Source organism: Monashia sp. NPDC004114, assembly GCF_053603855.1.
In genome coordinates this window covers 183,436-203,709 of the sequence record NZ_JBSGGK010000003.1, presented here as the reverse complement: position 1 = coordinate 203,709, position 20,274 = coordinate 183,436, and the positions used below count along the sequence as shown (strand labels likewise).

The 20,274-nt window shown below is 72.4% G+C and carries 18 protein-coding genes and 3 riboswitches; of the genes, 8 read left to right on the top strand and 10 right to left on the bottom strand.

Annotation, left to right across the window (positions count from 1 at the left end):
* Positions 1–14: 14 nt before the first annotated feature.
* From ACWEOW_RS05795 to ACWEOW_RS05770, 6 genes are read right to left on the bottom strand one after another with little or no spacing between them, the layout of a single operon-like run.
* Positions 15–962 (bottom strand): cobalamin biosynthesis protein, encoded by a 948-nt coding sequence (locus ACWEOW_RS05795; protein ID WP_452268217.1) that lies wholly within the window; start codon positions 960–962, stop codon positions 15–17.
* Entirely contained in the window at positions 959–2,011 is a 1,053-nt protein-coding gene (cobA, locus tag ACWEOW_RS05790; protein ID WP_452268216.1) for a uroporphyrinogen-III C-methyltransferase, read from the bottom strand. Before cobA ends, ACWEOW_RS05795 begins: the two co-directional genes overlap by 4 nt.
* Entirely contained in the window at positions 2,001–3,056 is a 1,056-nt protein-coding gene (gene cobC / locus ACWEOW_RS05785) for an Rv2231c family pyridoxal phosphate-dependent protein CobC (protein ID WP_452268215.1), read from the bottom strand. Before cobC ends, cobA begins: the two co-directional genes overlap by 11 nt.
* A complete protein-coding gene (locus ACWEOW_RS05780; RefSeq protein ID WP_452268214.1) occupies positions 3,056–4,510 on the bottom strand; it encodes a cobyrinate a,c-diamide synthase in 1,455 nt (484 codons plus the stop codon). The genes cobC and ACWEOW_RS05780 overlap by 1 nt, the downstream gene beginning before the upstream one ends.
* An 8-nt stretch (positions 4,511–4,518) precedes the next feature.
* Complete coding sequence (cobO, locus tag ACWEOW_RS05775; RefSeq protein ID WP_452268213.1) at positions 4,519–5,130, bottom strand: cob(I)yrinic acid a,c-diamide adenosyltransferase; 612 nt, start codon at positions 5,128–5,130, stop codon at positions 4,519–4,521.
* Positions 5,130–7,280, bottom strand: coding sequence for a magnesium chelatase subunit D family protein (locus ACWEOW_RS05770; RefSeq protein ID WP_452268212.1), 2,151 nt, complete (start codon positions 7,278–7,280; stop codon positions 5,130–5,132). The genes cobO and ACWEOW_RS05770 overlap by 1 nt, the downstream gene beginning before the upstream one ends.
* A 77-nt stretch (positions 7,281–7,357) precedes the next feature.
* Positions 7,358–7,439, bottom strand: a riboswitch (cobalamin riboswitch).
* A 67-nt stretch (positions 7,440–7,506) separates the two neighbouring features.
* On the opposite strand from ACWEOW_RS05770, the gene cbiE reads away from it, so the two are divergent.
* From cbiE to ACWEOW_RS05745, 5 genes are all read left to right on the top strand, one after another.
* A complete protein-coding gene (cbiE, locus tag ACWEOW_RS05765) occupies positions 7,507–8,736 on the top strand; it encodes a precorrin-6y C5,15-methyltransferase (decarboxylating) subunit CbiE (protein ID WP_452268211.1) in 1,230 nt (409 codons plus the stop codon).
* On the top strand, positions 8,733–9,488 hold the full coding sequence (locus tag ACWEOW_RS05760; protein WP_452268210.1) for a cobalt-precorrin-4/precorrin-4 C(11)-methyltransferase: 756 nt from the start codon (positions 8,733–8,735) through the stop codon (positions 9,486–9,488). The genes cbiE and ACWEOW_RS05760 overlap by 4 nt, the downstream gene beginning before the upstream one ends.
* Positions 9,486–9,681, top strand: a riboswitch (cobalamin riboswitch). (Overlaps the previous gene by 3 nt.)
* A gap of 30 nt (positions 9,682–9,711) precedes the next feature.
* Positions 9,712–9,930 (top strand): CbtB domain-containing protein, encoded by a 219-nt coding sequence (locus tag ACWEOW_RS05755; protein WP_452268209.1) that lies wholly within the window; start codon positions 9,712–9,714, stop codon positions 9,928–9,930.
* 4 nt (positions 9,931–9,934) lie between these two features.
* A complete protein-coding gene (locus tag ACWEOW_RS05750) occupies positions 9,935–10,714 on the top strand; it encodes a CbtA family protein (protein WP_452268208.1) in 780 nt (259 codons plus the stop codon).
* Positions 10,711–11,112 (top strand): hypothetical protein, encoded by a 402-nt coding sequence (locus tag ACWEOW_RS05745; protein ID WP_452268207.1) that lies wholly within the window; start codon positions 10,711–10,713, stop codon positions 11,110–11,112. Before ACWEOW_RS05750 ends, ACWEOW_RS05745 begins: the two co-directional genes overlap by 4 nt.
* A 3-nt stretch (positions 11,113–11,115) precedes the next feature.
* Here ACWEOW_RS05745 and ACWEOW_RS05740 read toward each other — a convergent pair whose 3' ends face one another.
* Positions 11,116–11,526 carry a tautomerase family protein gene (locus ACWEOW_RS05740; RefSeq protein ID WP_452268206.1) on the bottom strand — a complete coding sequence of 137 codons (411 nt, stop codon included), beginning with the start codon at positions 11,524–11,526 and terminating at the stop codon, positions 11,116–11,118.
* Positions 11,527–11,613: 87 nt separating this feature from the next.
* On the opposite strand from ACWEOW_RS05740, the gene ACWEOW_RS05735 reads away from it, so the two are divergent.
* A complete protein-coding gene (locus ACWEOW_RS05735) occupies positions 11,614–12,174 on the top strand; it encodes a TetR/AcrR family transcriptional regulator (RefSeq protein WP_452268205.1) in 561 nt (186 codons plus the stop codon).
* On the opposite strand, the gene ACWEOW_RS05730 is transcribed toward ACWEOW_RS05735, so the two are convergent.
* Genes ACWEOW_RS05730 through ACWEOW_RS05720 form a run of 3 tightly spaced genes read right to left on the bottom strand, consistent with a single transcriptional unit; the run spans position 12,115 to position 15,523 of the window.
* Positions 12,115–13,743, bottom strand: coding sequence for a precorrin-2 C(20)-methyltransferase (locus ACWEOW_RS05730; protein WP_452268204.1), 1,629 nt, complete (start codon positions 13,741–13,743; stop codon positions 12,115–12,117). The two genes, ACWEOW_RS05735 and ACWEOW_RS05730, sit on opposite strands and share 60 nt — an antisense overlap.
* A 5-nt stretch (positions 13,744–13,748) precedes the next feature.
* Positions 13,749–14,405 carry a precorrin-8X methylmutase gene (locus ACWEOW_RS05725; protein WP_452268203.1) on the bottom strand — a complete coding sequence of 219 codons (657 nt, stop codon included), beginning with the start codon at positions 14,403–14,405 and terminating at the stop codon, positions 13,749–13,751.
* On the bottom strand, positions 14,402–15,523 hold the full coding sequence (locus tag ACWEOW_RS05720) for a precorrin-3B synthase (protein WP_452268202.1): 1,122 nt from the start codon (positions 15,521–15,523) through the stop codon (positions 14,402–14,404). Before ACWEOW_RS05720 ends, ACWEOW_RS05725 begins: the two co-directional genes overlap by 4 nt.
* Positions 15,524–15,596: 73 nt before the next feature.
* On the opposite strand from ACWEOW_RS05720, the gene ACWEOW_RS05715 reads away from it, so the two are divergent.
* Both ACWEOW_RS05715 and cobN read left to right on the top strand, forming a co-directional pair.
* Positions 15,597–16,391, top strand: a complete 795-nt coding sequence (locus ACWEOW_RS05715) for an isocitrate lyase/PEP mutase family protein (protein ID WP_452268201.1) — start codon at positions 15,597–15,599, stop codon at positions 16,389–16,391.
* A 68-nt stretch (positions 16,392–16,459) separates the two neighbouring features.
* Positions 16,460–16,539, top strand: a riboswitch (cobalamin riboswitch).
* Between the two features lie 58 nt (positions 16,540–16,597).
* On the top strand, positions 16,598–20,227 hold the full coding sequence (cobN, locus tag ACWEOW_RS05710) for a cobaltochelatase subunit CobN (protein WP_452268200.1): 3,630 nt from the start codon (positions 16,598–16,600) through the stop codon (positions 20,225–20,227).
* Positions 20,228–20,274: the final 47 nt, after the last annotated feature.

Here is a 20,274-nt window from a genome sequence, read left to right as displayed (position 1 = left end):
CCGGGGTGGCGGGGTCAGACAGGTCGTGCAGCGCGGCGGACCAGTGCGGCGCCGCCGACCGCGCAGACGAGGGCCCCCGTAGACACGAATCGTGCCAGACGCGTGGCGGCGCGGATGTCCGCGCTCGTCGCCGCAGGGCCCGTACCGAGCGTCCCGCGGTCTTCGGACCTACCGTCATAGACGTTCGTGCCGCCGAGGGTCACGCCCAGCACGCCGGCGAATGCGGACTCGACCACACCGCCGTTGGGGCTGGGATGCGCAGGCGCGTCGCGACGAACTGCGTTCCACCCCTCGCGTGTCCGGCTCGGTCCTCGCGTCCACCCTGCAGCCAGTGCCAACCCAGCTGTGACGCGGGCCGGCACCCAGTTCGCGACGTCGTCGAGTCGTGCGGCGGCCCAGCCGAACTCGGCGTAGCGCGGCGAACGGTGGCCGACCATCGCGTCCAACGTGTTGACGGCCCGATAGCCGAGAAGCCCTGGGATCCCCAGGAGACCGCCCCACAGCAGAGGTGCGACGACCGCGTCGGAGGTGTTCTCTGCGACCGACTCGATGCAGGCGCGGGCCACGCCGTCGGCGTCCAGGGAGCCGGTGTCTCGGCCCACCAGGTTGCGCACCTGCACCCGCGCGGCCGCGAGGTCGCCCGCAGCCAGCTGCGCGTCGACCGCCTCGGCCTCGCGGGTCAGCGAACGACCACCCAGCACCGCCCAGGTCGCCGCCGCGGTCAGCAGAGTGTGAGCAACGCCGTGGCGGCGCGTCGCCCGCTCGGCGAGCACCCCGAGTCCGGAGGCCGCACCGACCAGCAGCGCGACGTGCGCGACGCCGGGGGCGCGTCGAGCGGCATAGGTGCGTCTCTCGAGCGTCGTTGCGGCGGAGCCGAACCCGGCCACGGGATGCCAGCGACGCGGGTCACCGACCACCTGGTCGGCAGCCCAGCCGAGAGCCAGCCCGAGGGCCCGACTCATGCGAGCAGGTCGAGCGCGGCCACCGCGCCGACGACTACCACTGCTGGAGCTCCCAGACCCTCGCGCTGCGCCATCTCCGCGATGTCCGCAAGCCTGGCTCGCACGCTGCGCATGCTCGGCAGACCCGCATCCGCGATGACCGCCGCTGGGGTGTCAGGCGAAAGCCCTTCTCGGACAAGGGTGTCCGCAAGCATTGTGAGGGTCGCGACGCCCATCAGCACGACTATCGTTGTGTTGCTTCGGGCGACGGAGCCCCAGTCGACCGTGCCGCGAGGGTCTCCCGGCGGCACATGGCCACTGACCACGGTGAAGCCCTGGGACAGCGCGCGGTGCGTCACGGGGATGCCGGCCAGGGCCGGCCCCGCGATGCTGGAAGACACCCCGGGGATGACGACCACGGGGATGCCCTCGGCAGCACATGCCTCGGCCTCTTCACCTCCGCGGCCGAACACGAAGCTGTCGCCACCCTTGAGCCGCACCACATTGCGGCCCGCGAGGGCCTGCTCGACCAGCACCGCGTTGATCCGCTCCTGCGGAGTGAAGTCACCGCGTGGGATCTTGCCCACGTCGATGATGGAGGCGTCGCGCCGTGCCTCGTGGAGCGCGCTCACCGGGGCGAGCCGGTCGTGGACGATAACGTCGGCCGCGCGGATCGCCTCGCGACCCGCGACCGTGAGCAGACCCGGGTCGCCGAGCCCGCCACCGACGAGGGTGACCGTCCCCGTCGCGACCGCCTCGTCGCGCCCGTCGCCGGGAGGCGTCGCCACCGGCGCGAATGCCGCATGGTGCCTTGGGGATTCGGATCCCCTGGCGCCAGCGCGGATGACGACGTCGAACGCGGTCTCGTCCACGTCGGTGGCGAACGCGACGATGCCCCGGTCGGCGAGGTCGCGCACGGAGGTGGGCAGGTCGCTGACGTCGGCTCCGTCGGGGAGCGAGACGGTGACGGCAGCGCCGTCCCGCACCAGGGCGTCGATCGTCGCGACGGTGCGGGTGTCCGCGCCGGTCAGCAGGACCGACCGTCCGGAGAAGGTCAGGTCAAGCGACATGCTGCGACCTCCCGAGGTCCGCCAACGCGCCGGCGACGGCACGTGACGTGACGCGGTCCCGCACGGCGAGGCGGATCCACGCGGGCCCGAGGCCCGGAAAGGTCTCCCCGCGCCGGACCGCGAACCCGCGGCGTCCCAGTGCCTCACGCACCGAGCCAGGTCCCAAGGCGGAGGTGTCGACCAGGACGAAAGGCGCCCGAGACGAAGCAACCGGTCGGAGTCCGATGGCCTCGAGCTCGGCGACGAGGACCTCCCGGTCGGCCGCCAGCTCGCGGGCCGCGGCAGCCGCCTCGGCCAGAGCCGCCTCGCCGAGGCAGGCGACCGTCGCGGCCAGTGCGGGCGTGGAGACCGACCAGGGGGGCTGAACTGCGCGCAGCCGTGCCACGAGGGAGGCGTCCCCCACGACGTAGCCCGCCCGCAGCCCGGCCAGGCCCCACGTCTTGGTCAGCGACCTGACCACGAGCATCCCCGACAGGTCCCTGCCCATGACCGACTCAGGCTCGCCCGGCACGGAGTCCATGAACGCCTCGTCGACGACGACGACCCGACCCGGCCGCCGCAGCGACTCGATGGTGTCGGCCTCGTGCAGGACCCCGGTGGGGTTCGTCGGGTTGCCGACGACGACAAGGTCAGCGTCCTCGTCGGCCCCGCCGGGCCCGAAGGCCCACGCGTCCAGTGCGAAGCCGGAGCCCGGCGTGAGGATGTGCCGCTGAACGGCCCGACCGGCGGCCCGCAACGAGGCCTCTGGCTCGGTGAACTGCGGGTGGACCACGGTCGAGCGGTCGCCGGGCACCCCCCGGGCGATCAGGGTGAACGCCTCCGCGGCGCCGGATGTCGGCAGGACCTGCTCCGTCGCGACGCCGTGGCGGCGGGCGATGGCCTCCGTCGCCGCGGCAGCGTCCGGGTATCTGGCCAGGTCGGCGACCGACCTGCGGACCACCTCGGCGAGCCACGGAGGGGGCGCAGCGAGCCGGACGTTGACGGCGAGGTCGACGAGCCCAGGCGCGATGTCGCGGTCGCCGTGGTGGAGCAGGTCGACGTCCATCAGTCCGGGCCGTCCGCACCGGCAGCAGCGAGGGCTGCGACCTCCGGAGAGCGCGAGAGAACCTCGTGCTCGTGCACCGCCGCCGCGAACCGTGCTGCGAGCTGCGGATGCCCCGCCCAGTGGGTGTGCAGGTACGAGGCGTGCAGGGTCGGCCAGCCGGTGAAGGCGGGGTCGAGGGCAAACCCGTCCGCGTGGCCGTCGAGCAGCCACGCGGACGCCGAGTGCTCCCCGTCGTCGAACGTCACCGCGGTGCGGTGGAACTCGTGGCCGGTCACACGGGTCCCTGCGGCAGCCAGGATGGAGTTTCCGGGAGCGACGGCGGTGCGGTAGCCGAGGGTGAGACGCGAACCCATGGCTGCGGCCGCGGGGATGGCGCCCACCATCGCCGACCCGTCGACGGAGTCGCAGAGGTAGAGCATCCCGGCGCACTCGGCGACGGTCGGCACCCCCGCTTGGATGGCGCGCCGGATCGACTGGCGCAGGGAGTGGTTCGCGGCCAGATCCTCGGCGTGGACCTCGGGGAAGCCGCCGCCGAGATAGATGCCCGCAGTGCCCTCCGGGAGGCGCGGGTCACGCAGGGGGTCGAAGACCGTGGGAGCCAGCCCGGCGGCATACATCAGCTCCTCGGTCTCCGCGTAGCGGAAGGTGAAAGCGCGCCCGCCGGCGACCGCGACGACCGGCCGTATGCTGTCGGGCCGGGCGGCGCGGCCGAGTGCGGCCGACGGGTCCCAGGGCTCGCCGGCGAGGTCCGGCGCGGACCGCGCGATCGCCAGCACACCATCGAGGTCGATGTGCGTTGCCACTCGTGCGGCGAGCACCTCGAGGGCCTGGGCGGACTCGTCGCGCTCAGCCGCTGGGACCAGCCCGAGGTGCCGCGACGGCGCCTCGATCTCCGCGTCGCGCGGGAGCACTCCGAGCACCGGCACGCCCGTCGCGTCGAGCGCCGACCACACCTCGCGCATGTGCCGGCCGGAGGCCGCCTTGTTGAGGATGACTCCGCTGACCCGGGTGGTCGGGTCGAACGTCGCCAACCCGTGCACGATGGCCGCGGCGGTGCGGGCCATCTGGCTGACGTCGAGGACCACGACGACAGGGCTGCGGGTCAGCGTCGCTACGTGGGCCGTCGAGGCGAAGCCGTCTCCGCCGATCCTCCCGTCGAACAGACCCATGACGCCCTCGATGACGGCGACGTCCGTGTGCCCGTGAGCGCTCGCTCCGTGCAGCAGGAGCGGCCCGACGAGGCTCTCGGAGGTGAGGAAGGGGTCGAGGTTGCGTCCGGGACGCCCGGTGGCCAGCGAGTGGTAGCCGGGGTCGATGAAGTCTGGCCCGACCTTGAAGCCGGACACCCCGAGCCCTCGGTCGCGCAGGGCGGCCATGAGTCCGGTTGCGACAGTGGTCTTTCCGTGGCCCGACGCGGGTGCGGAAATGACGACTCTCGGAAGCTTGGTGCTCATTGGTTGGTTCACCATTCGATCCCTCGCTGGCCCTTTTGGCCGGCGTCGAAGGGATGCTTCACCTTGGTCATCTCGGTCACGAGGTCGGCGGCCTCGAGCACACCGTCGGGGCATCGCCGCCCGGTGATGACGACATGCTGGTGACCCGGCCGGTCGGTGAGAGTCTGCACCACGTCGTCGACGTCCACCCACCCCCATGCCATCGGGTAGGTGAACTCGTCCAGCACGTAGAGCGTGTGGGTCTCCGCGTGGAGGCGCCGCTTGATCTCCGCCCAGCCCTCGCGGGCGGCGTCGGCGTGGTCGTCGTCGGTGCCGTCCTTGCGCGACCAGGACCAGCCGGAGCCCATCTTGTGCCACTCCATCGGGCCGCCACGGCCGGTGTCGCTGTGCAGGTCGGCGAGGGCTTCGACCGCGCTCTGCTCGCCGATCCGCCACTTCGCGCTCTTGACGAACTGGAACACCCCGACCGACCAGCCCTGGTTCCACCCACGCAGCGCGAGACCGAAGGCCGCGGTCGACTTGCCCTTGCCGTCGCCCGTGTGGACGATCACGAGGGGCCGGTTTCGGCGCTGTCGAGTGGTCAGTCCGTCCTCTGGGACGGCGGTGGGCTGCCCGCGCATCAGGCGACCTTCCTCGTGGCTTTCCTCGTGGCTGTGGCCGTGTCTCGGCGGGCCCTCGCGACGTCGACGATCGCCGACGCAGCCAGCTCGCCAACCGGAACGTACTCGGCCCCGAGCTCTTGTGCGAGCCGGGTCGCCAGGGCGAGACGGAACCGTCCCGACTCGCAGTCGACGACCACCGAGTCGACGCCCTCGTGGCGCAGCTGGACGGCCACCCGAAGGGCCCGTGGCAGCGCGTCAGAACCCGCGGTCGCGCGGCCGTCCGTGACCACGACGAGCAGCGCGCGCCGCCTCGGGTCGCGCAGCCGCTCGATGCGCAGCGTGTCGTATGCCGTGAGCAACCCTTCCGCGAGCGGCGTCCGTCCGCCGTGGGCCAGGTTCTCCAGCCGCCTGGCGGCGACGTCGACCGAGCTCGTCGGCGGCAGGACGAGGTCGGCGGAGTCTCCACGGAAGGTCACCAGGCCGACCTTGTCTCGGCGCTGGTAGGCATCGAGCAGCAGCGAGAGTGCCGCCCCCTTGACGGCCTCCATGCGTCGGCGAGCGGCCATCGAGCCGGACGCGTCGACGCAGAGCAGGACGAGGTTCGACTCCCGGCCCTGCAGAACGGATCGCCTCAGGTGCTCCGGCCGGATCACCAGCCGGTCGGCTCGCACCGGTTGGTCGGGAGCGGCTGCGCGGATCGTGGCGGGGAGGTGCACGGGCCCATCGGTCCTGGCCGAGGCGCCGAGGCGGCGGCCGACTCTCGTCACGGCGGCCGACCGCCGTCCGGGATCACCTGCGCCCAGGCCCTTGATGGTGAGCAGCCTTGCGCCATAAGGCTCTTCGGGTGGGCTGACCCTGGTCGCAGGGGCCGCGCGGTCAGAGGCCTTGGGGTCGCGCGCTGACCCTCGCTCCGGACCTGCGTGGGCACGGGCCTCGTCGGTGGGTGTGTCGACCGGCGACTCGGCCCCGTCATGAGCGGGCCGCTCGGGGGGCGTGTCGCGCGGCGTGCCGCGGGGCGTGTCGAGGGCTGGGCCCGTCTCGCTGTCCGGACCGTCGTCTCGACCGGGGTCGGGCTGGGGGTCGGGATCGGGTTCCGGCCCGTCGTCGCCCAGCACCGCGTCCAGGAGGTCTTCGTCGAGGCCGGGAGAGTCGAACGGGTTGCGCCGCCGGCGATGGGGCAGCGCGAGCCGCGCGGCCGCGCGGACATCCGCACGGGTCACGGCCAGGCGGCCGGACCAGGCGGCATGGGCGACCGCAGCACGCGCCGTGACGATGTCCGCCCGGAGCCCGTCAACCTCGAAGGCCGCGCACACCCGGGCGATCCGGGTCAGCTCGGCGTCCGGGAGGACAACCTCGGCCAGGCTGCTGCGCGCTCGGACGATCCGCTCGCGCAGCTCGGACTGGGCGGAGCCATACCGCAACGCGAACCCCGCCGGATCGGCGTCGAAGGCCAGGCGCCGGCGCACGACCTCCGCCCGCAGGTCCGGATCTCGCGGGGCCACGACCTCGACCGTCAGCCCGAAGCGGTCGAGCAGCTGTGGACGGAGCTCACCCTCCTCGGGGTTCATCGTGCCGACGAGCACGATCCTGGCGGCGTGGGACACCGAGACGCCGTCGCGCTCGACGGTGTTGCGGCCCATCGCGGCCGCGTCAAGGAGCAGGTCGACGAGGTGGTCGTGCAGCAGGTTGACCTCGTCGACGTAGAGCATGCCGCGGTTGGCGGCGGCGAGCAGGCCGGGCTGGTACGCCGTCTCACGGTGCGTCAGCGCCCGTTCGAGGTCGAGCGACCCGACCACCCGGTCCTCCGTCGCCCCGATGGGCAGCTCCACGAGCCGGGCGGGCCGGGCACTGACCTCGCCGAGCGGGTCGTGCGGCCCGTCGGGGCAGTGGTCAGCGCGCCCAGGGAGGCCGCCGACGGCATACGCCTCGCCTTCGGGCACCGCGGCGGGCGCGCAGCCGAACCGGCATCCGGCCACGACGGTCTGTGGGGGCAGCACCGCGGCGAGGCCCCGCACCATCGTCGACTTCGCGGTGCCCTTCTCGCCGCGGACGAGCACCCCGCCGACCTCGGGTGACACCGCAGTGAGCACGAGCGCGAGCGCCAGGTCGTCCGACCCGACGACGGCGGTGAACGGGAAGGACATGGGGTCGGTCGAGCCGTCGTACATCGTCGAGTGCCTCCTGCGGGTGCCTCGCCCGCGTGGTTGACCGGTCCCGTCCGGCGGACGGGACCAACGGCGGGAGATGCCCTGGCTGGCACGGGCCGACGGGCGTGCTGTCGGGCGTGCATCACAGTGGCGGGACCGCTCCGGACTCTCACCGGATTCCTCTCCCCGTCGCCACAGCGCAGTCTGCCAGACCCCTCGACCCGGACACCCCGCTAGGGTCGCGGACGTGATCGAGGTGGTCGGGGTCGGCGCGTCCGGTCTGGGTTCTCTCGGCCCCGACGAGCGTCGGCTCGTGGACGGGGCCGAGGTCGTCGTGGGCGGCGAGCGGCATCTGGCGATGCTCGACGGGACGCCTCTGGTCGAGCGCATCGTGTGGCCGTCCCCGCTTCGTGCGGGGCTCGACTCGCTGCTGCCCCGGCTGCTCGGGCGGCGCGCGGTCGTGCTCGCGAGCGGCGACCCTCTGGTGTCCGGTGTGGGGGCGACCCTGCTCGAGGCGTGGGGTGCTGAGCTTGTCCGCATCCATCCCAACGTCTCCTCGGTCGCGCTGGCGCGCGCCCGAATGGGTTGGGCGGCAGAGGAGTCGGACGCCGTGAGCCTGGTGGGACGCGACGTGGACCGGCTCCGTCGAGACCTGTCTCCGCGGGCGAAGGTCGTGGTGCTCACCTCGGGCGACGACAGTCCTTCCCGCATCGCCCGGCTCCTCGTCGAGGAGGGGTATGCCGCCAGCCGCCTCACGGTCCTCGGCGACCTCGGCGCTGCGGATGAGTCACGAACCGAGTGCGTGGCCGCGTCGTGGGACGACCGTCCCGTCCCTCGGCTGCACGTCGTGTGCATCGAGTGCCGCCCGGACCCCGCATCGTCACCGCGGTCCCTGGCGCCGGGTCTCGACGACACGGCATACGAGAACGACGGGCAGCTGACGAAACGGCTCGTACGCGCCGCAGCCCTCGCACACCTCGCACCGCAGCCGGGGGACCTCATGTGGGACCTGGGCGCGGGCTCCGGCTCGGTCGGCATCGAGTTCGCCCGTCTGCACCCGCGCAGCGTCGTGCACTCGGTGGAGCGCGATCCCGAGCGCGCGGAGCGGATCCGGCGCAATGCCAGGCGACTCGGCGTGCCCGGGCTCGTCGTCCACGAGGGAGCATCGGTGGACCTGGTGAGCGGACTCCCGGCGCCGGACGCCGTCTTCGTCGGCGGGGGCGCGACCGCGGACCTGATCGACCGCTGCTGGGCAGCGCTGGTCCCCGGCGGACGCCTCGTCGTGCACGCAGTGACGGTCGAGACGGAGCGGGTGGTGCACGACGCGCGTGCGAGGCTCGGCGGTCGAATGTCCCGGGTCGCGATCGAGGACCTGGAGCCCCTGGGCTCGCTCAACGGCTGGCGACCCGCCCGGGCGGTGACCCAGTGGTCCGTGGAAAAGACTGTGCCACAAGCGATTCGGCAGGAGCTCTCGTGACGATCCACTTCATCGGAGCAGGCCCTGGCGCCGCCGACCTGCTCACCCTGCGGGCGGTCGGTCTCATGGAACGGTCCGAGGTGTGTCTCTATGCCGGGACCTACATCGGGCCCGAGGTGCTCGCTCACTGCGGCCCAGGCGCGACGCTCGTCGACACGCAGCACCTCCACCTCGACGCGATCGTCGAGCACTGCATCCGGGCCCACGAGATGGGGCACGACGTGGCTCGACTCTGCTCCGGAGACCCCTCCATCTACTCCGCGATCGCGGAACAGACCCGGCGGCTGGACCGGGCCGGGGTGCCGTGGGACGTGACCCCAGGCGTGCCCGCGTATGCGGCCGCGGCAGCCCTCGTGGGCCGTGAGCTGACCGTCCCTGAGGTCGCCCAGTCGGTGGTTCTCACCCGCGCGCACCGTGACTCGACACAGATGCCCGCGACCGAGGCACTCGCCGAGTTCGCCCGCACGAGAGCCACGCTCGTGCTCCACCTCGCCATCCGGCATACCCGGCGGCTCGCGGGCGAGCTCGTCAGCGACTACGGCGCCGACTGCCCCGTGGTCGTCGTCGCGAACGCGGAGCAGCCTGGCCAGCTCGTCCTGCACGGCACGCTGGCGGACATCGCCGATCAGGTCGAGGCCGCGCGGCTCCGGCAGGCGGCGGTGATCCTCGTCGGCCGGGCGCTCGGCGCGAGGGAGTCGGACGACTTCGTCGAGTCTCACCTCTACGGCACCCGGGTGGCCGGGCGGCCATGACCTGTGTCAGGATGCGGCTGCCGCAGTGCACGGGAAGTCGGTGTGAGTCCGACGTGGTCCTCGCCACTGTGACCAGGGAGCAAGTCCCCACCATCGCCACTGGTGACCGCAGGTTCGTAGCCGGGTCGCTGGGAAGGCTGGGGAGGCGCGGCGATCTGGAAGCCAGGAGACCGGCTGCGGCGTGATCTGTCCACGAGGCATGGAAAGAAAGGGTCAGTCCGCCATGGCCAACGTTTCGTCGTCCGCTGTCGCCCCCGTCGCCACCGTCGCCACCGCGCGCGTCCGCGTCCCCCTGTGGGCGTGGGCGCTGCTCGCGTTCGCGGTGTTCACGCTGTACTTCCTCTCGCAGGAGAACGGGGCGCTGCTCAGCGCACCTGCTGCGCAGATGCTCCACGAGCTGACCCACGACGCCCGTCACGCCCTCGGCGTGCCCTGCCACTGACGTCGTGGTCGGCTTCGGAGCGATCCTGCGGCGCGGGGTCGCCGCAGGTGCTGCAGCCGGTCTGGCCGCGGCACTCGTCATTTGGCTCGTCGTCGAGCCAGTCATCCGCAAGGCGCTCGCGATCGAGGACGCCCGAGAGACCAACCACCTCGGAGGGGGGCGGTCGGCGCCGCTCGCGCTGCCGGTCCATACCGGTGGCGAGCCGCTGGTCTCACGTTCCGCCCAGGTCGTCGGGGGCGCGCTGACGTCCGTCATCGTCGGCATCGCCTTCGGAGTGATCTTCGCGATCGTCTTCGTCAAGGTGCGTGAGCGCCTCGGCGGCACAACGGACTTCGCAAAGTCGGTCGTCCTCGCTGGGGTGGGCTTCGGCGCCGTGAGCCTGTTGCCCGCGCTGAAGATGCCCGCAAACCCACCGGCCGTCGGCGACCCGGCCACCGTCGGCCGCCGCACGATGCTGTATGCCGTCGTCCTCCTGCTCGGAGTCGCCGCCGTCCTGCTCGTGGCAGCGCTCGACCGGTGGCTGGCAGCGCATGAGGTCGCGCCGTCACTCCGCTGGGCGGCCGACATCGCAGCCGGCGTCGTCGCTGTCGCACTGGTCTTCGCGCTCGTGCCGGGCTCGCCCGACGCGATCCCGAGCGACGTCCCCGCGGCGCTGATCTGGGAGTTCCGCCTCGCCTCGCTGGCGCAGCTCGCGGTCATGTGGCTGGTCCTCGGCGTGAGCTTCGGGCTCCTCATGGAGCGGGCCGCGGTCACCCGGAGCGCGGTCGCACCGGCGCCGGCGTGACGGCATACCGGCAGGGCGAGCCGGCCCCGGCGGGCTGCATCATCCGGGTCTGCCGCGACTGCTGTTGCGGCACCGCGCGCAAGCACCCGGGTGTCGACCACGACCGCCTCCTGGCGGGGCTCGAGGTCGGCACCCGGGGCACCGCGCGGGTGCTGCGAAGCGCGTGCCTGCTCGCCTGTGACCAGTCGAACGTCGTCGTGGTGACGCCGTCGCCGGAGGGCAGGCGGCGCGGCGCCCGGCCGGTCTGGGTCGGTGGTGTGCTCGACGACGCGGCCGTCGACGACGTGGTGGCCTGGGTGCGCTCCGGCGGCCCAGGCGTCTCGCCGCTACCACCCCGCCTCGAGGGCCGAGCCTTCGCGCCCAGCGGGCTCTCGCTCACCTACGCGCACGTCGGCTGACGGTCAGCTCGCGAGCTGGGCGCGGGCGAGCGCCACGAGCTCGTCGTTGGTGTTCGCGTGTCCTGCGATGCCCCATGCTCCGTCGTAGGTCTCGGTCAGCAGCACCCAGGTGCGGTCCGCGAGCGTGGGGTCGCCGGCCGCCTCTGACACGACGTCGGTCAGGCGTCGCACCGCGGCGAGCTGCTTGTCGCGGTCGAGCGCGCCCGCGTTGGTGAGCACCTGGACCCGGACGTAGTCGTCGTGGCCGTCGACGTTCGCCAGGGTCACCTCGTGCACGAACGCAGCGGTGTTCTCCTTGAACAGGGCGATCGGCGGCACCCCTTCGACCTCCATCAGGGTCGCGGCGAGCTTGCTGGCCAGGGCGGTCGGGTCGCCGAAGCGACCTGGCCTGGCGTAGACGTCGATCATCGGCATGATGCGCTCCTTCAGTGAACTATGGTGGTCTGCATAGTAGACAAGGAACTATGGTGATGTACATAGTTCGTCCCGGGAGGTGCGGACATGGCGAAGGGCGAGGTCAGGGCGCGGATGGTCTCGGGGGCGGTGCGACTGCTCGCCGAGCATGGCCCGGCGGGCGCGTCCTTCGGTGACGTCCTGGAGGCCACCGGCGCGCCGCGCGGCTCGACCTACCATCACTTCCCCGGCGGGAAGCGGGAGCTGTACGTCGCGGCCCTCGACCTCGCGAGCGACCGTGCACGCGACGTGCTCGAGGAGGTGCGGGGGCAGCCCGCGGAGGCGGTCGTCAGCCGGTTCTTCGCCATGTGGCGCAGCCTCCTCACCGCCACCGACCTGCGTGCCGGATGTGCCGTGCTCGCGGTCGCCGTCGGAGGCGATGACGATGAGACGGTCACCCACGCGGGCGTGGTCTTCAGCGCGTGGCGCCGGCACCTGGAGTCCCTGCTGGCAGAAGGCGGACTGACTGCCGAGCGCGCCACGGCCCTTGCCGCACTGGCGATCTCGTCGGCAGAGGGGGCAGTGGCACTCGCCCGCGCAGAGCGCAGCCTAGAGCCGTTCGACCTCGTCGCCCGGCAGGTGACGGCGCTGGCGGCCGGGAGCGTCTGAACCGGCCGGCGTCACGAAGCGGGGCGTCCAGACCTGACCCGACCGGGTGACCCGGGTGCTGGTCGCTCCGACGATGACCAGGCACTTCATGTCGATGCTCCCAGGGTCGAGGTCGCCCAGGGTCGTCACCGTGACGGACTCCTCCGGGCGTCCGACGTCCCGGCCGACCACGACGACGGTGTCTGCACGGCGGACCTCGAGGAGCGCCTCGCGGGCACGCGCGACCTGGTGGGTGCGGCTGCGTGAGGCCGGGTTGTAGAGCGCGATGACCAGGTCCGAAGCCGCCGCGGCCCGGAGCCGTCGCTCGATGACGTCCCAGGGCTTGAGCCGGTCGGACAGCGACATGACCGCGTAGTCGGCGCCTAGTGGCGCACCCGCGCGGGCGGCGACGGCCTGCGCCGCCGTGAGGCCCGGCAGGACGCGCACCCGCACGTCGGAGTAGCCGCGCGTCTCTGCGGCCTCGAACACCGCGGAGGCCATCCCGAAGACCCCGGCGTCGCCGCCGGAGACGACGGCGACGCGCTCGCCCGTGCGAGCGAGCTCGAGCGCGAACAGCGCCCGGTCCACCTCCACCGTGTTGCCCGACGCGTGCCGCGTCAGCCCGGTCCGCTGAGGCACCCGGTTGACGTAGGGCGCGTAGCCGACCACGTGGTCGACGTCCGCAAGAGCGGCAGACACCTCCGGCGTGAGCCACCGGTCGGGGCCTGGGCCCAGCCCCACCACGACGACCTCCGAGGAGGTGGGCCGGTGGTCGAGGACCGTATGCCGTGTGGCGGGGCCGGGCGGGTCGGACGCCCGGGCGGACCCGGCCGCACGACCCGCCGCATCGGCCCGCAGGTCGCGACCCGGCACGACGACCATCGACATGTACGGCACGGTCGCAGCGTCGACCTCCGCGACAGGCAGGACGCGTTCGGCCTCCGAGCTCGCCCGCTCGACGTAGCGCGCGTCGTCGAGCCGTCCTGCCTGACGCAGCGCCTCGCGCACTCCCTCGAACGTGCGACCGAGCTTCATGACGACAGCGGCCTGGGTGTCCGCGAGCCGTCGCGCGAGCTCCGGGACGGGCAGGGTCCCGGGCAGGATCGTCAGGACATCCTCGTGACGGCACAGCCCCGTCGCAACGGCCGCGGCCGACCCGCTGACCGATGTCACGCCGGGCACGACCGCGGTGTCGTAGCGGTCCGCGAGCCGGTCGTGAAGGTACATGAAGGTGCCGTAGAAGAGTGGGTCGCCTTCGGCGAGGACGACCACGTTGCGACCTGAGTTCAGATGGGCCGCAAGGCGATCGGCGGACTCGTCGTAGAAGTCCGACATGAGCCCGTGGTAGCCGAGGGGGTGGTTGGTCTCACCGGTGGTGACCGGGTAGGCGAGCAGCTCCTCGACGACGCCTTCCCGGAGGTACGACGAGGCGATGCGCCTAGCGATGGAGTCACCGCGGGGGCCGCTGTGGAAGGCCACGACGTCGGCCTCGCCGATGAGGCGAGCCGCCTTGACGGTCACCAGCTCCGGGTCGCCGGGCCCGACACCGACCCCGCGAAGCCAGCCGGGACGGACTGTGGCAGAAGGCATCCTGTTCACAGCTCCTCCTCGCGCGCGAGCGCGTTCACCGCGGACGCCGCCAGCGCGGACCCGCCGCGGCGACCGTGGACGACGAGCCAGGGAATGCCGAAGGGGTTCTCGGTCAGCGCGACCTTCGACTCGGCCGATCCGACGAACCCGACGGGGATCCCGATGACCGCGGCGGGTCGCGGGCCGCCGTCGGCGACCAGCTCGAGGAGGTGGAAGAGGGCGGTCGGCGCGTTGCCGATCGCGACGACAGCACCGTCGATCCGGTCACCCCACAGGGACACGGCTGCAGCGGATCGCGTTGTGCCCCAGAGCTTTGCCAGTGCGGGGACGCTCTCGTCGCGCAGCATGCAGACGACGTTGTTGTCGCGCGGCAGGCGAGCGCGGGTGATGCCCGACGCGATCATGTGCGCGTCGGTGAAGATGGGCGCGCCCGCCGCGAGGGCGGTCCGAGCCGCCGAGACCAGGGAGGGGTGGACGGCGATGTGGTCCGGGAGGTCGACGTCGCCGCTGGCGTGCACCATCCGCACCGCGACGACCCGGGCATCGTCGGGCAGGTGGTCCAGGCGCGCCTCCGCCCGGATCGTCGCGAACGACCGGCGGTAGATCTCCTGGCCGTCGTCCTCGTAGTCGTACCGCTTGCGGGGCCGCGTCGGCGCGGTCATGGGGCCTCCTGGTCCATCAGGGTGAGGGCCGCCTCGAGGCTCGTCGGCGACAGCAGGTCGACGTATGCCGTTCGCGGCGTCCCGCATCGCCGCTCGCACCCGCTCACGTGGACCGGCACCTGCCCGGCAGGCAGCACGGAGGCGAGCTCGGCGGCGAAGGAGTGCGTGTCCAGAGAGGACCGTGCACAGCCGGGCAGGCCGGTGCAGGCGTGCAGGCGCTGCCATGGCGAACCCGGCCTGGTGACGAGGCCTGCCTCCGCGAGCGCGGTCGCCGACGTCGCGGCATTCTCGACCACGAGCGAACGCCAAGGGGTGACCACGACCCGTTCGGTGACGGCATACAGCGCGTCGACGTGGCGGCGGGTCAGCAGCCCGAGCGGGACCCCGACGACGATGTGGTCCCCGACCGGTCCGATCGGCCTCGGGGCGGGGTCGGGCAGCACGACCGGACCGGCCGTCGGCGGCGGGCCGATCGGACCAGCCAGCTCGGACACGTGCCACACGCTTTGGCCCGGCACGCGGTCGAGGAACTCATGGGCGAGGGCGACGATGCGCGGCACGGCGCTGGCCATGGACGAGTCCCAGCCGGGCGACCGGCCGCCGGCCAGGACGATGCATCGCCCCGGTCCGGTGGCCAGCACGCCGAGGTCGAAGGGCTCACCGATGACGTCGCCTCTGCCGTCGTCGAGCACGAACAGGAACCGGCCCGGCAGGGTGGCGAGCCGCGGGTCGGCGCACAGCGCGGCGTCCAGCGCGCGGGCGACGGGACGAAGGTCACAGTGCCCGAGGTCGTCGAGACCCGACAGCGGTGACGCGACGACGTTGCGGACCAGCTCGTGGGTCGGCGACGGGACGAGCCCGGTGGCGCGGAGTCGGTCACGCAGCCTCGGGTCGAGGGGGGACGGCAGGCCGCGCAGCTGCAGGGCTCCACGCGAGGTGAGCTGGATCGACGGATCATCTTGTGTCGCAACAATATCCAGCAGCTCGGCCAGCACCGTGACCGGCACCGGCTGAGCCGCGGGACGAAGGCGGACGATCGACCCGTCAGCGGCCGCGAAGGGTCGCGACACGGCAGGGCAGGCGTCCGGGGTCTGCCTCTCGCGGGCTGCGGCACTCACGCGGGGATAGTAGACAACCCCGATCCACCGCTGGGCCGGGCGGGTGTCAGTGGGCCGGCCTACCGTGGGCTGCATGACTGACCCAACGTCTCCGTCGGCCTCGCGCGAGAAGGCCGCAACCCTCCGAGCCCTTCATGTCCCGGGCACGCCGCTCGTGCTGCCCAACGCGTGGGATGCCGCGTCGGCGCGACTGGTGCAGGAGGCCGGCTTCCGAGCGGTGGCCACGAGCAGCGTCGCGACCTCGGCAGTCCTCGGGTGGGCCGACGGCGAGGCGACACCGGTCGAGGAGGTGCTCGCCGCGAGCGCTCGCCTCGCCCGTGCCGTGGACGTCCCCGTGACAGTCGACTTCGAGCGCGGGTACCGGCTCCCGCCCGACGAGCTCGTCGAGCGCCTCACCGGGACCGGTGTGGTCGGCGTCAACCTCGAGGACTCGGACCCCGCGACGGGCGAGCTGGTCGACGCCGATGTGCAGGCCGGGTTCCTGGCCGCGGTCCGCGCCGCGGCCGAGGCACAGGGTGCCGACCTCGTGGTCAACGCGCGCACCGACTCCTTCATCCGCGGCCAGGGCACGCTCGACGAGCAGGTCCGGGCGTCGATCGACCGGGGACGGCGCTACCTCGAGGCCGGTGCCGACTGTGTCTACCCGATCGCCACCGACGACCCGAAAGCGATCCGAGCCCTCGTCGAGGGGATCCCTGGTCCGGTGAACATCGGCTTCGGCTCGGGCCGGCTGACCCTTGCCGAGCTGGCGGCGTTCGGCGTTGCCCGCGTCAGCTTCGGCCCGAGGCTGCAGCGGCATCTCTATGCCCGGCTCGCTTCGGTCATGCTTCCGGCGCTCGCCTCGGGCGCCGACCCGTTCGCCATGTGACCAGGCGCATCCCAGCCTCGGGCGCGGCAGGCAGCGCCACCCGCTAGGCTGCGGCCAGCGTTGTCGACCAGGAACCCGGTGCGAGTCCGGGACGGTCCCGCCACTGTGAGCCCGACCCGCAGCACGGGGAAGGGTGAGTCAGGAACTGCCGGCGACGTCTCGTATCCGACCGACCGCGGGGCGTGGACACCCCGCCGAGGAGACCCGTGGCGCGCATTCTGCTGCTCAGCACGTCCGACACCGACCTGCTCGGAGCTCGGGCCAGCGGTGCCCCCTACTCGTGGGCCAACCCCACCCGAGTCGACGGCTTGGCGCTCGCAGACCTGCTTGCCGCGAGCGACCTCGTGGTGTTCCGGTTCCTCGGCTCGGCGCAGGCTCTGCCACCCGCCTTCGACCAGGCGCGCGAGAGCGGCCTCCCGCTCGTCGTGCTCGGAGGGGAGCGGGCCCCGGACGCCGCGCTGATGGCCCACTCCACCGTCCCGCAGGGCGTGGCCGCCGAAGCTCATCGCTACCTCGCCGAAGGCGGGCCCGCCAACGTCCGCGGCCTGCATGCCTTCCTCGCCGACACCGTCCTGCTCACCGGAGATGTCTTCGAACCGCCCGAGCCGCAACCGCTCTGGGGCCTGCTCGCCCGCCCGGCCCCGGCGGACCCAGGGGCTCCCAAGGTCGGGATCCTTTACTACCGCGCCCAGCACACCGCCGGGAACACCGCCTACGTCGAGGCTCTCGCTGACGCGGTCGATGCCGCGGGAGGGATCGGGACCCCGATCCACGTCACGTCGCTGCGCGACGCGCCGGCCGAACTCCTTGCTCACCTGACGGCATACGACGCCCTGGTGACGACCGTCCTGGCGGCGGGCGGAACGCGGCCCGCGGAGGCCGGTGCCGGGGGCGACGACGACGCCTGGGACGTTCAGGCGCTCGCAGCGCTCGACGTGCCGATCATCCAGGGCCTGTGCCTCACGTGGAGCAGGGAGCGGTGGGAGTCGAGCGACGAGGGCATGAGCCCGCTCGACGTCGCGACTCAGGTGGCGGTGCCCGAGTTCGACGGCAGGATCATCGGAACCGCCTTCTCCTTCAAGGAGACCGACGCCGACGGCCTCCCGCACTACGTGCCCGACCCGGAGCGGTGCGGTCGTCTCGCGACGCTCGCGGTCAACCACGCCCGCCTGCGCCGCACCCCGTCCAGCGAGCGACGTGTCGCGATCGTCCTGTCGGCCTACCCCTCGAAGCACTCGCGGATCGGCAACGCCGTCGGGCTCGATACGCCCGTCTCCGTGATCCGGCTGCTGCGCGCCATGCGTGACGCGGGATACGACCTCGGCGCACCTGGCGAGATCCCGGGCACCGGTCCGCTCGACCCGGTCGACGGAGAGTCGGCCGACACGACCGCCGGCAACGCGCTCATCCACGCGCTCATCGAGGCGGGGGGCCAGGACGAGGACTGGCTCACCCAGGAGCAGCTCTCCGGCCAGCCCGTGCGCATCCGCGCCGACCGCTACCGCGAGCACTTCGAGACTCTCCCCGAGCGGCTGCGGGAGGCGGTCGTCCACCACTGGGGCGAGGCTCCCGGCGACGTCTTCGTCGACCGTCACGGCGACCCGGACGGCGAGATCGTCGCGGCGAGCCTGCGCGCGGGCAACGTCGTGATCCTCATCCAGCCGCCTCGCGGTTTCGGCGAGAACCCGATCGCCATCTACCACGACCCGGACCTCCCGCCCACGCATCACTACCTCGCCGTATATGACTGGCTGGCAAGGGATTTCGGGGCACACGCGATCGTCCACATGGGCAAGCACGGCAACCTCGAGTGGCTGCCGGGTAAGACCCTCGCCCTGTCCCCGTCGTGCGGTCCCGACGCGACGGGCGGCTCGGTCCCGCTCGTCTACCCGTTCCTCGTCAACGACCCCGGGGAGGGGAGCCAGGCCAAGCGGCGTGCTCACGCGACGATCGTCGACCACCTGGTGCCACCCATGGCCCGTGCCGAGTCCTACGGCGACATCGCGCGGCTCGAACAGCTGCTCGACGAGTACGGCAATGTCTCGGTGATGGACCCCGCGAAGGCGCCTGCCCTTCGCGCCGAGATCTGGGCACTCGTGCACGCGGCAGCGCTCCACCACGACCTGGGGCTCACCGATCGGCCGGACGACGATGCCTTCGACGAGTTCGTCATGCACGTCGACGGCTGGCTGTGCGAGGTCAAGGACGTCCAGATCCGCGACGGCCTGCACATCCTCGGAGAGGCGCCCACCGGGGAGACCTTGGACAACCTCGTGCTCACGGTCCTGCGAGCCAGCCAGGTCTTCGCCGGCACTGCCGGCGCCGTGCCCGGGCTACGGACCGCGCTCGGCCTCAGTGAGGGGGAGGCCGGACGCACGACCGCGGATCGGATCGAGGCGCAGGCGAGCGCGCTCGTCGCCGCTCTTGCGGCCAGGGGGTGGGACGCTGCCGCGGTGCCGTCAGTCGTGCGGGACGTGCTGGGTGACCCCGACGACGGCGTATGCCGCTCGCTCACCTTCGCGTGCGAGGAGGTCGTCCCACGTCTGAGGGCCACGAGCGGCGAGATCGACGCGGTGCTGCACGCCCTGGACGGCGGGTACGTCCCGGCCGGACCGTCCGGCTCGCCGTTGCGTGGGCTCGTCAACGTGCTGCCGACCGGACGCAACTTCTATTCGGTCGACCCGAAGGCCATCCCGTCCCGGCTTGCCTGGGAGACAGGGCAGTCCATGGCCGAGTCGCTCTTGGAGCGCCACCGTGCCGACACGGGCGAGTGGCCTCGGTCGGTCGGCCTGTCCGTGTGGGGCACCTCTGCCATGCGGACGTCCGGCGACGACATCGCCGAGGTGCTGGCCCTCATCGGCGTCCGTCCGCGCTGGGACGAGATGTCCCGCAGGGTCGTCGGGCTCGATCCTGTCCCGCTGGCCGAGCTCGGTCGCCCGCGTATCGACGTGACCGTGCGCATCTCCGGCTTCTTCCGAGACGCCTTCCCGCATGTCATCGCCATGCTCGACGACGCCGTGGCCCTCGTCGCCGACCTCGACGAGAGCGCCGAGGACAACTTCGTCCGGGCCAACGTCCAGTCCGACCTGGCCGACCACGGTGACGGACGACGGGCCACCACGAGGATCTTCGGCTCCAAGCCCGGGTCGTACGGCGCCGGCATCCTCCCGCTCGTCGAGGCAGGGACCTGGCGCTCCGACCAGGATCTTGCGGAGGTGTACGCGACGTGGGGTGGCTTCGCCTACGGGCGGGGACTGGACGGCATACCCGCTCGCGGGGACATGGAGCGCGCCTACCGGCGCATCGACGTCGCCGCCAAGAACGTCGACACTCGAGAGCACGACATCGCCGACAGCGACGACTACTTCCAGTACCACGGCGGAATGGTCGCCACCGTCCGAGCACTGACCGGACGCGAGCCGCGGGCGTACGTCGGCGACTCCACGATGCCCGATGCCGTGCGCACCCGCAGCCTCACGGAGGAGACCGCTCGCGTCTTTCGGTCTCGCGTCGTGAACCCGCGATGGGTCGCGGCGATGCGCCGGCACGGGTACAAGGGTGCCTTCGAGCTGGCGGCCACCGTCGACTACCTCTTCGGCTTCGACGCGACCGCCGGGGTCGTCACCGACTGGATGTACGAGCAGATCGCACAGACCTACGTGCTCGACAAGGAGAACCGCGACTTCCTCCAGCACGCCAACCCGTGGGCGCTGCAGGGCATGGTCGAGCGGCTTCACGAGGCGGTCGACCGCGGCCTCTGGGCCGAGCCGGGCGCCCAGCTGCTCGCCGATCTCCAGCAGGTGTACCTCGATGTCGAAGGCGAGCTCGAGGGCTGACCGTTCTCAGTCGCGCGGCGTCCAGCACTCGCCGAGCTGGTCGCAAG

What these genes read in the sequence shown, in the direction of transcription:
- ACWEOW_RS05795 (WP_452268217.1), bottom strand. Translation starts at nt 962, where the DNA reads ATGAGTCGGGCCCTCGGGCTGGCTCTCGGCTGGGCTGCCGACCAGGTG.
- cobA (WP_452268216.1), bottom strand. Translation starts at nt 2,011, where the DNA reads ATGTCGCTTGACCTGACCTTCTCCGGACGGTCGGTCCTGCTGACCGGC.
- cobC (WP_452268215.1), bottom strand. Translation starts at nt 3,056, where the DNA reads ATGGACGTCGACCTGCTCCACCACGGCGACCGCGACATCGCGCCTGGG.
- ACWEOW_RS05780 (WP_452268214.1), bottom strand. Translation starts at nt 4,510, where the DNA reads ATGAGCACCAAGCTTCCGAGAGTCGTCATTTCCGCACCCGCGTCGGGC.
- cobO (WP_452268213.1), bottom strand. Translation starts at nt 5,130, where the DNA reads ATGCGCGGGCAGCCCACCGCCGTCCCAGAGGACGGACTGACCACTCGA.
- ACWEOW_RS05770 (WP_452268212.1), bottom strand. Translation starts at nt 7,280, where the DNA reads ATGTACGACGGCTCGACCGACCCCATGTCCTTCCCGTTCACCGCCGTC.
- ACWEOW_RS05755 (WP_452268209.1), top strand. Translation starts at nt 9,712, where the DNA reads ATGGCCAACGTTTCGTCGTCCGCTGTCGCCCCCGTCGCCACCGTCGCC.
- ACWEOW_RS05740 (WP_452268206.1), bottom strand. Translation starts at nt 11,526, where the DNA reads ATGCCGATGATCGACGTCTACGCCAGGCCAGGTCGCTTCGGCGACCCG.
- ACWEOW_RS05735 (WP_452268205.1), top strand. Translation starts at nt 11,614, where the DNA reads ATGGCGAAGGGCGAGGTCAGGGCGCGGATGGTCTCGGGGGCGGTGCGA.
- ACWEOW_RS05730 (WP_452268204.1), bottom strand. Translation starts at nt 13,743, where the DNA reads ATGCCTTCTGCCACAGTCCGTCCCGGCTGGCTTCGCGGGGTCGGTGTC.
- ACWEOW_RS05725 (WP_452268203.1), bottom strand. Translation starts at nt 14,405, where the DNA reads ATGACCGCGCCGACGCGGCCCCGCAAGCGGTACGACTACGAGGACGAC.
- ACWEOW_RS05715 (WP_452268201.1), top strand. Translation starts at nt 15,597, where the DNA reads ATGACTGACCCAACGTCTCCGTCGGCCTCGCGCGAGAAGGCCGCAACC.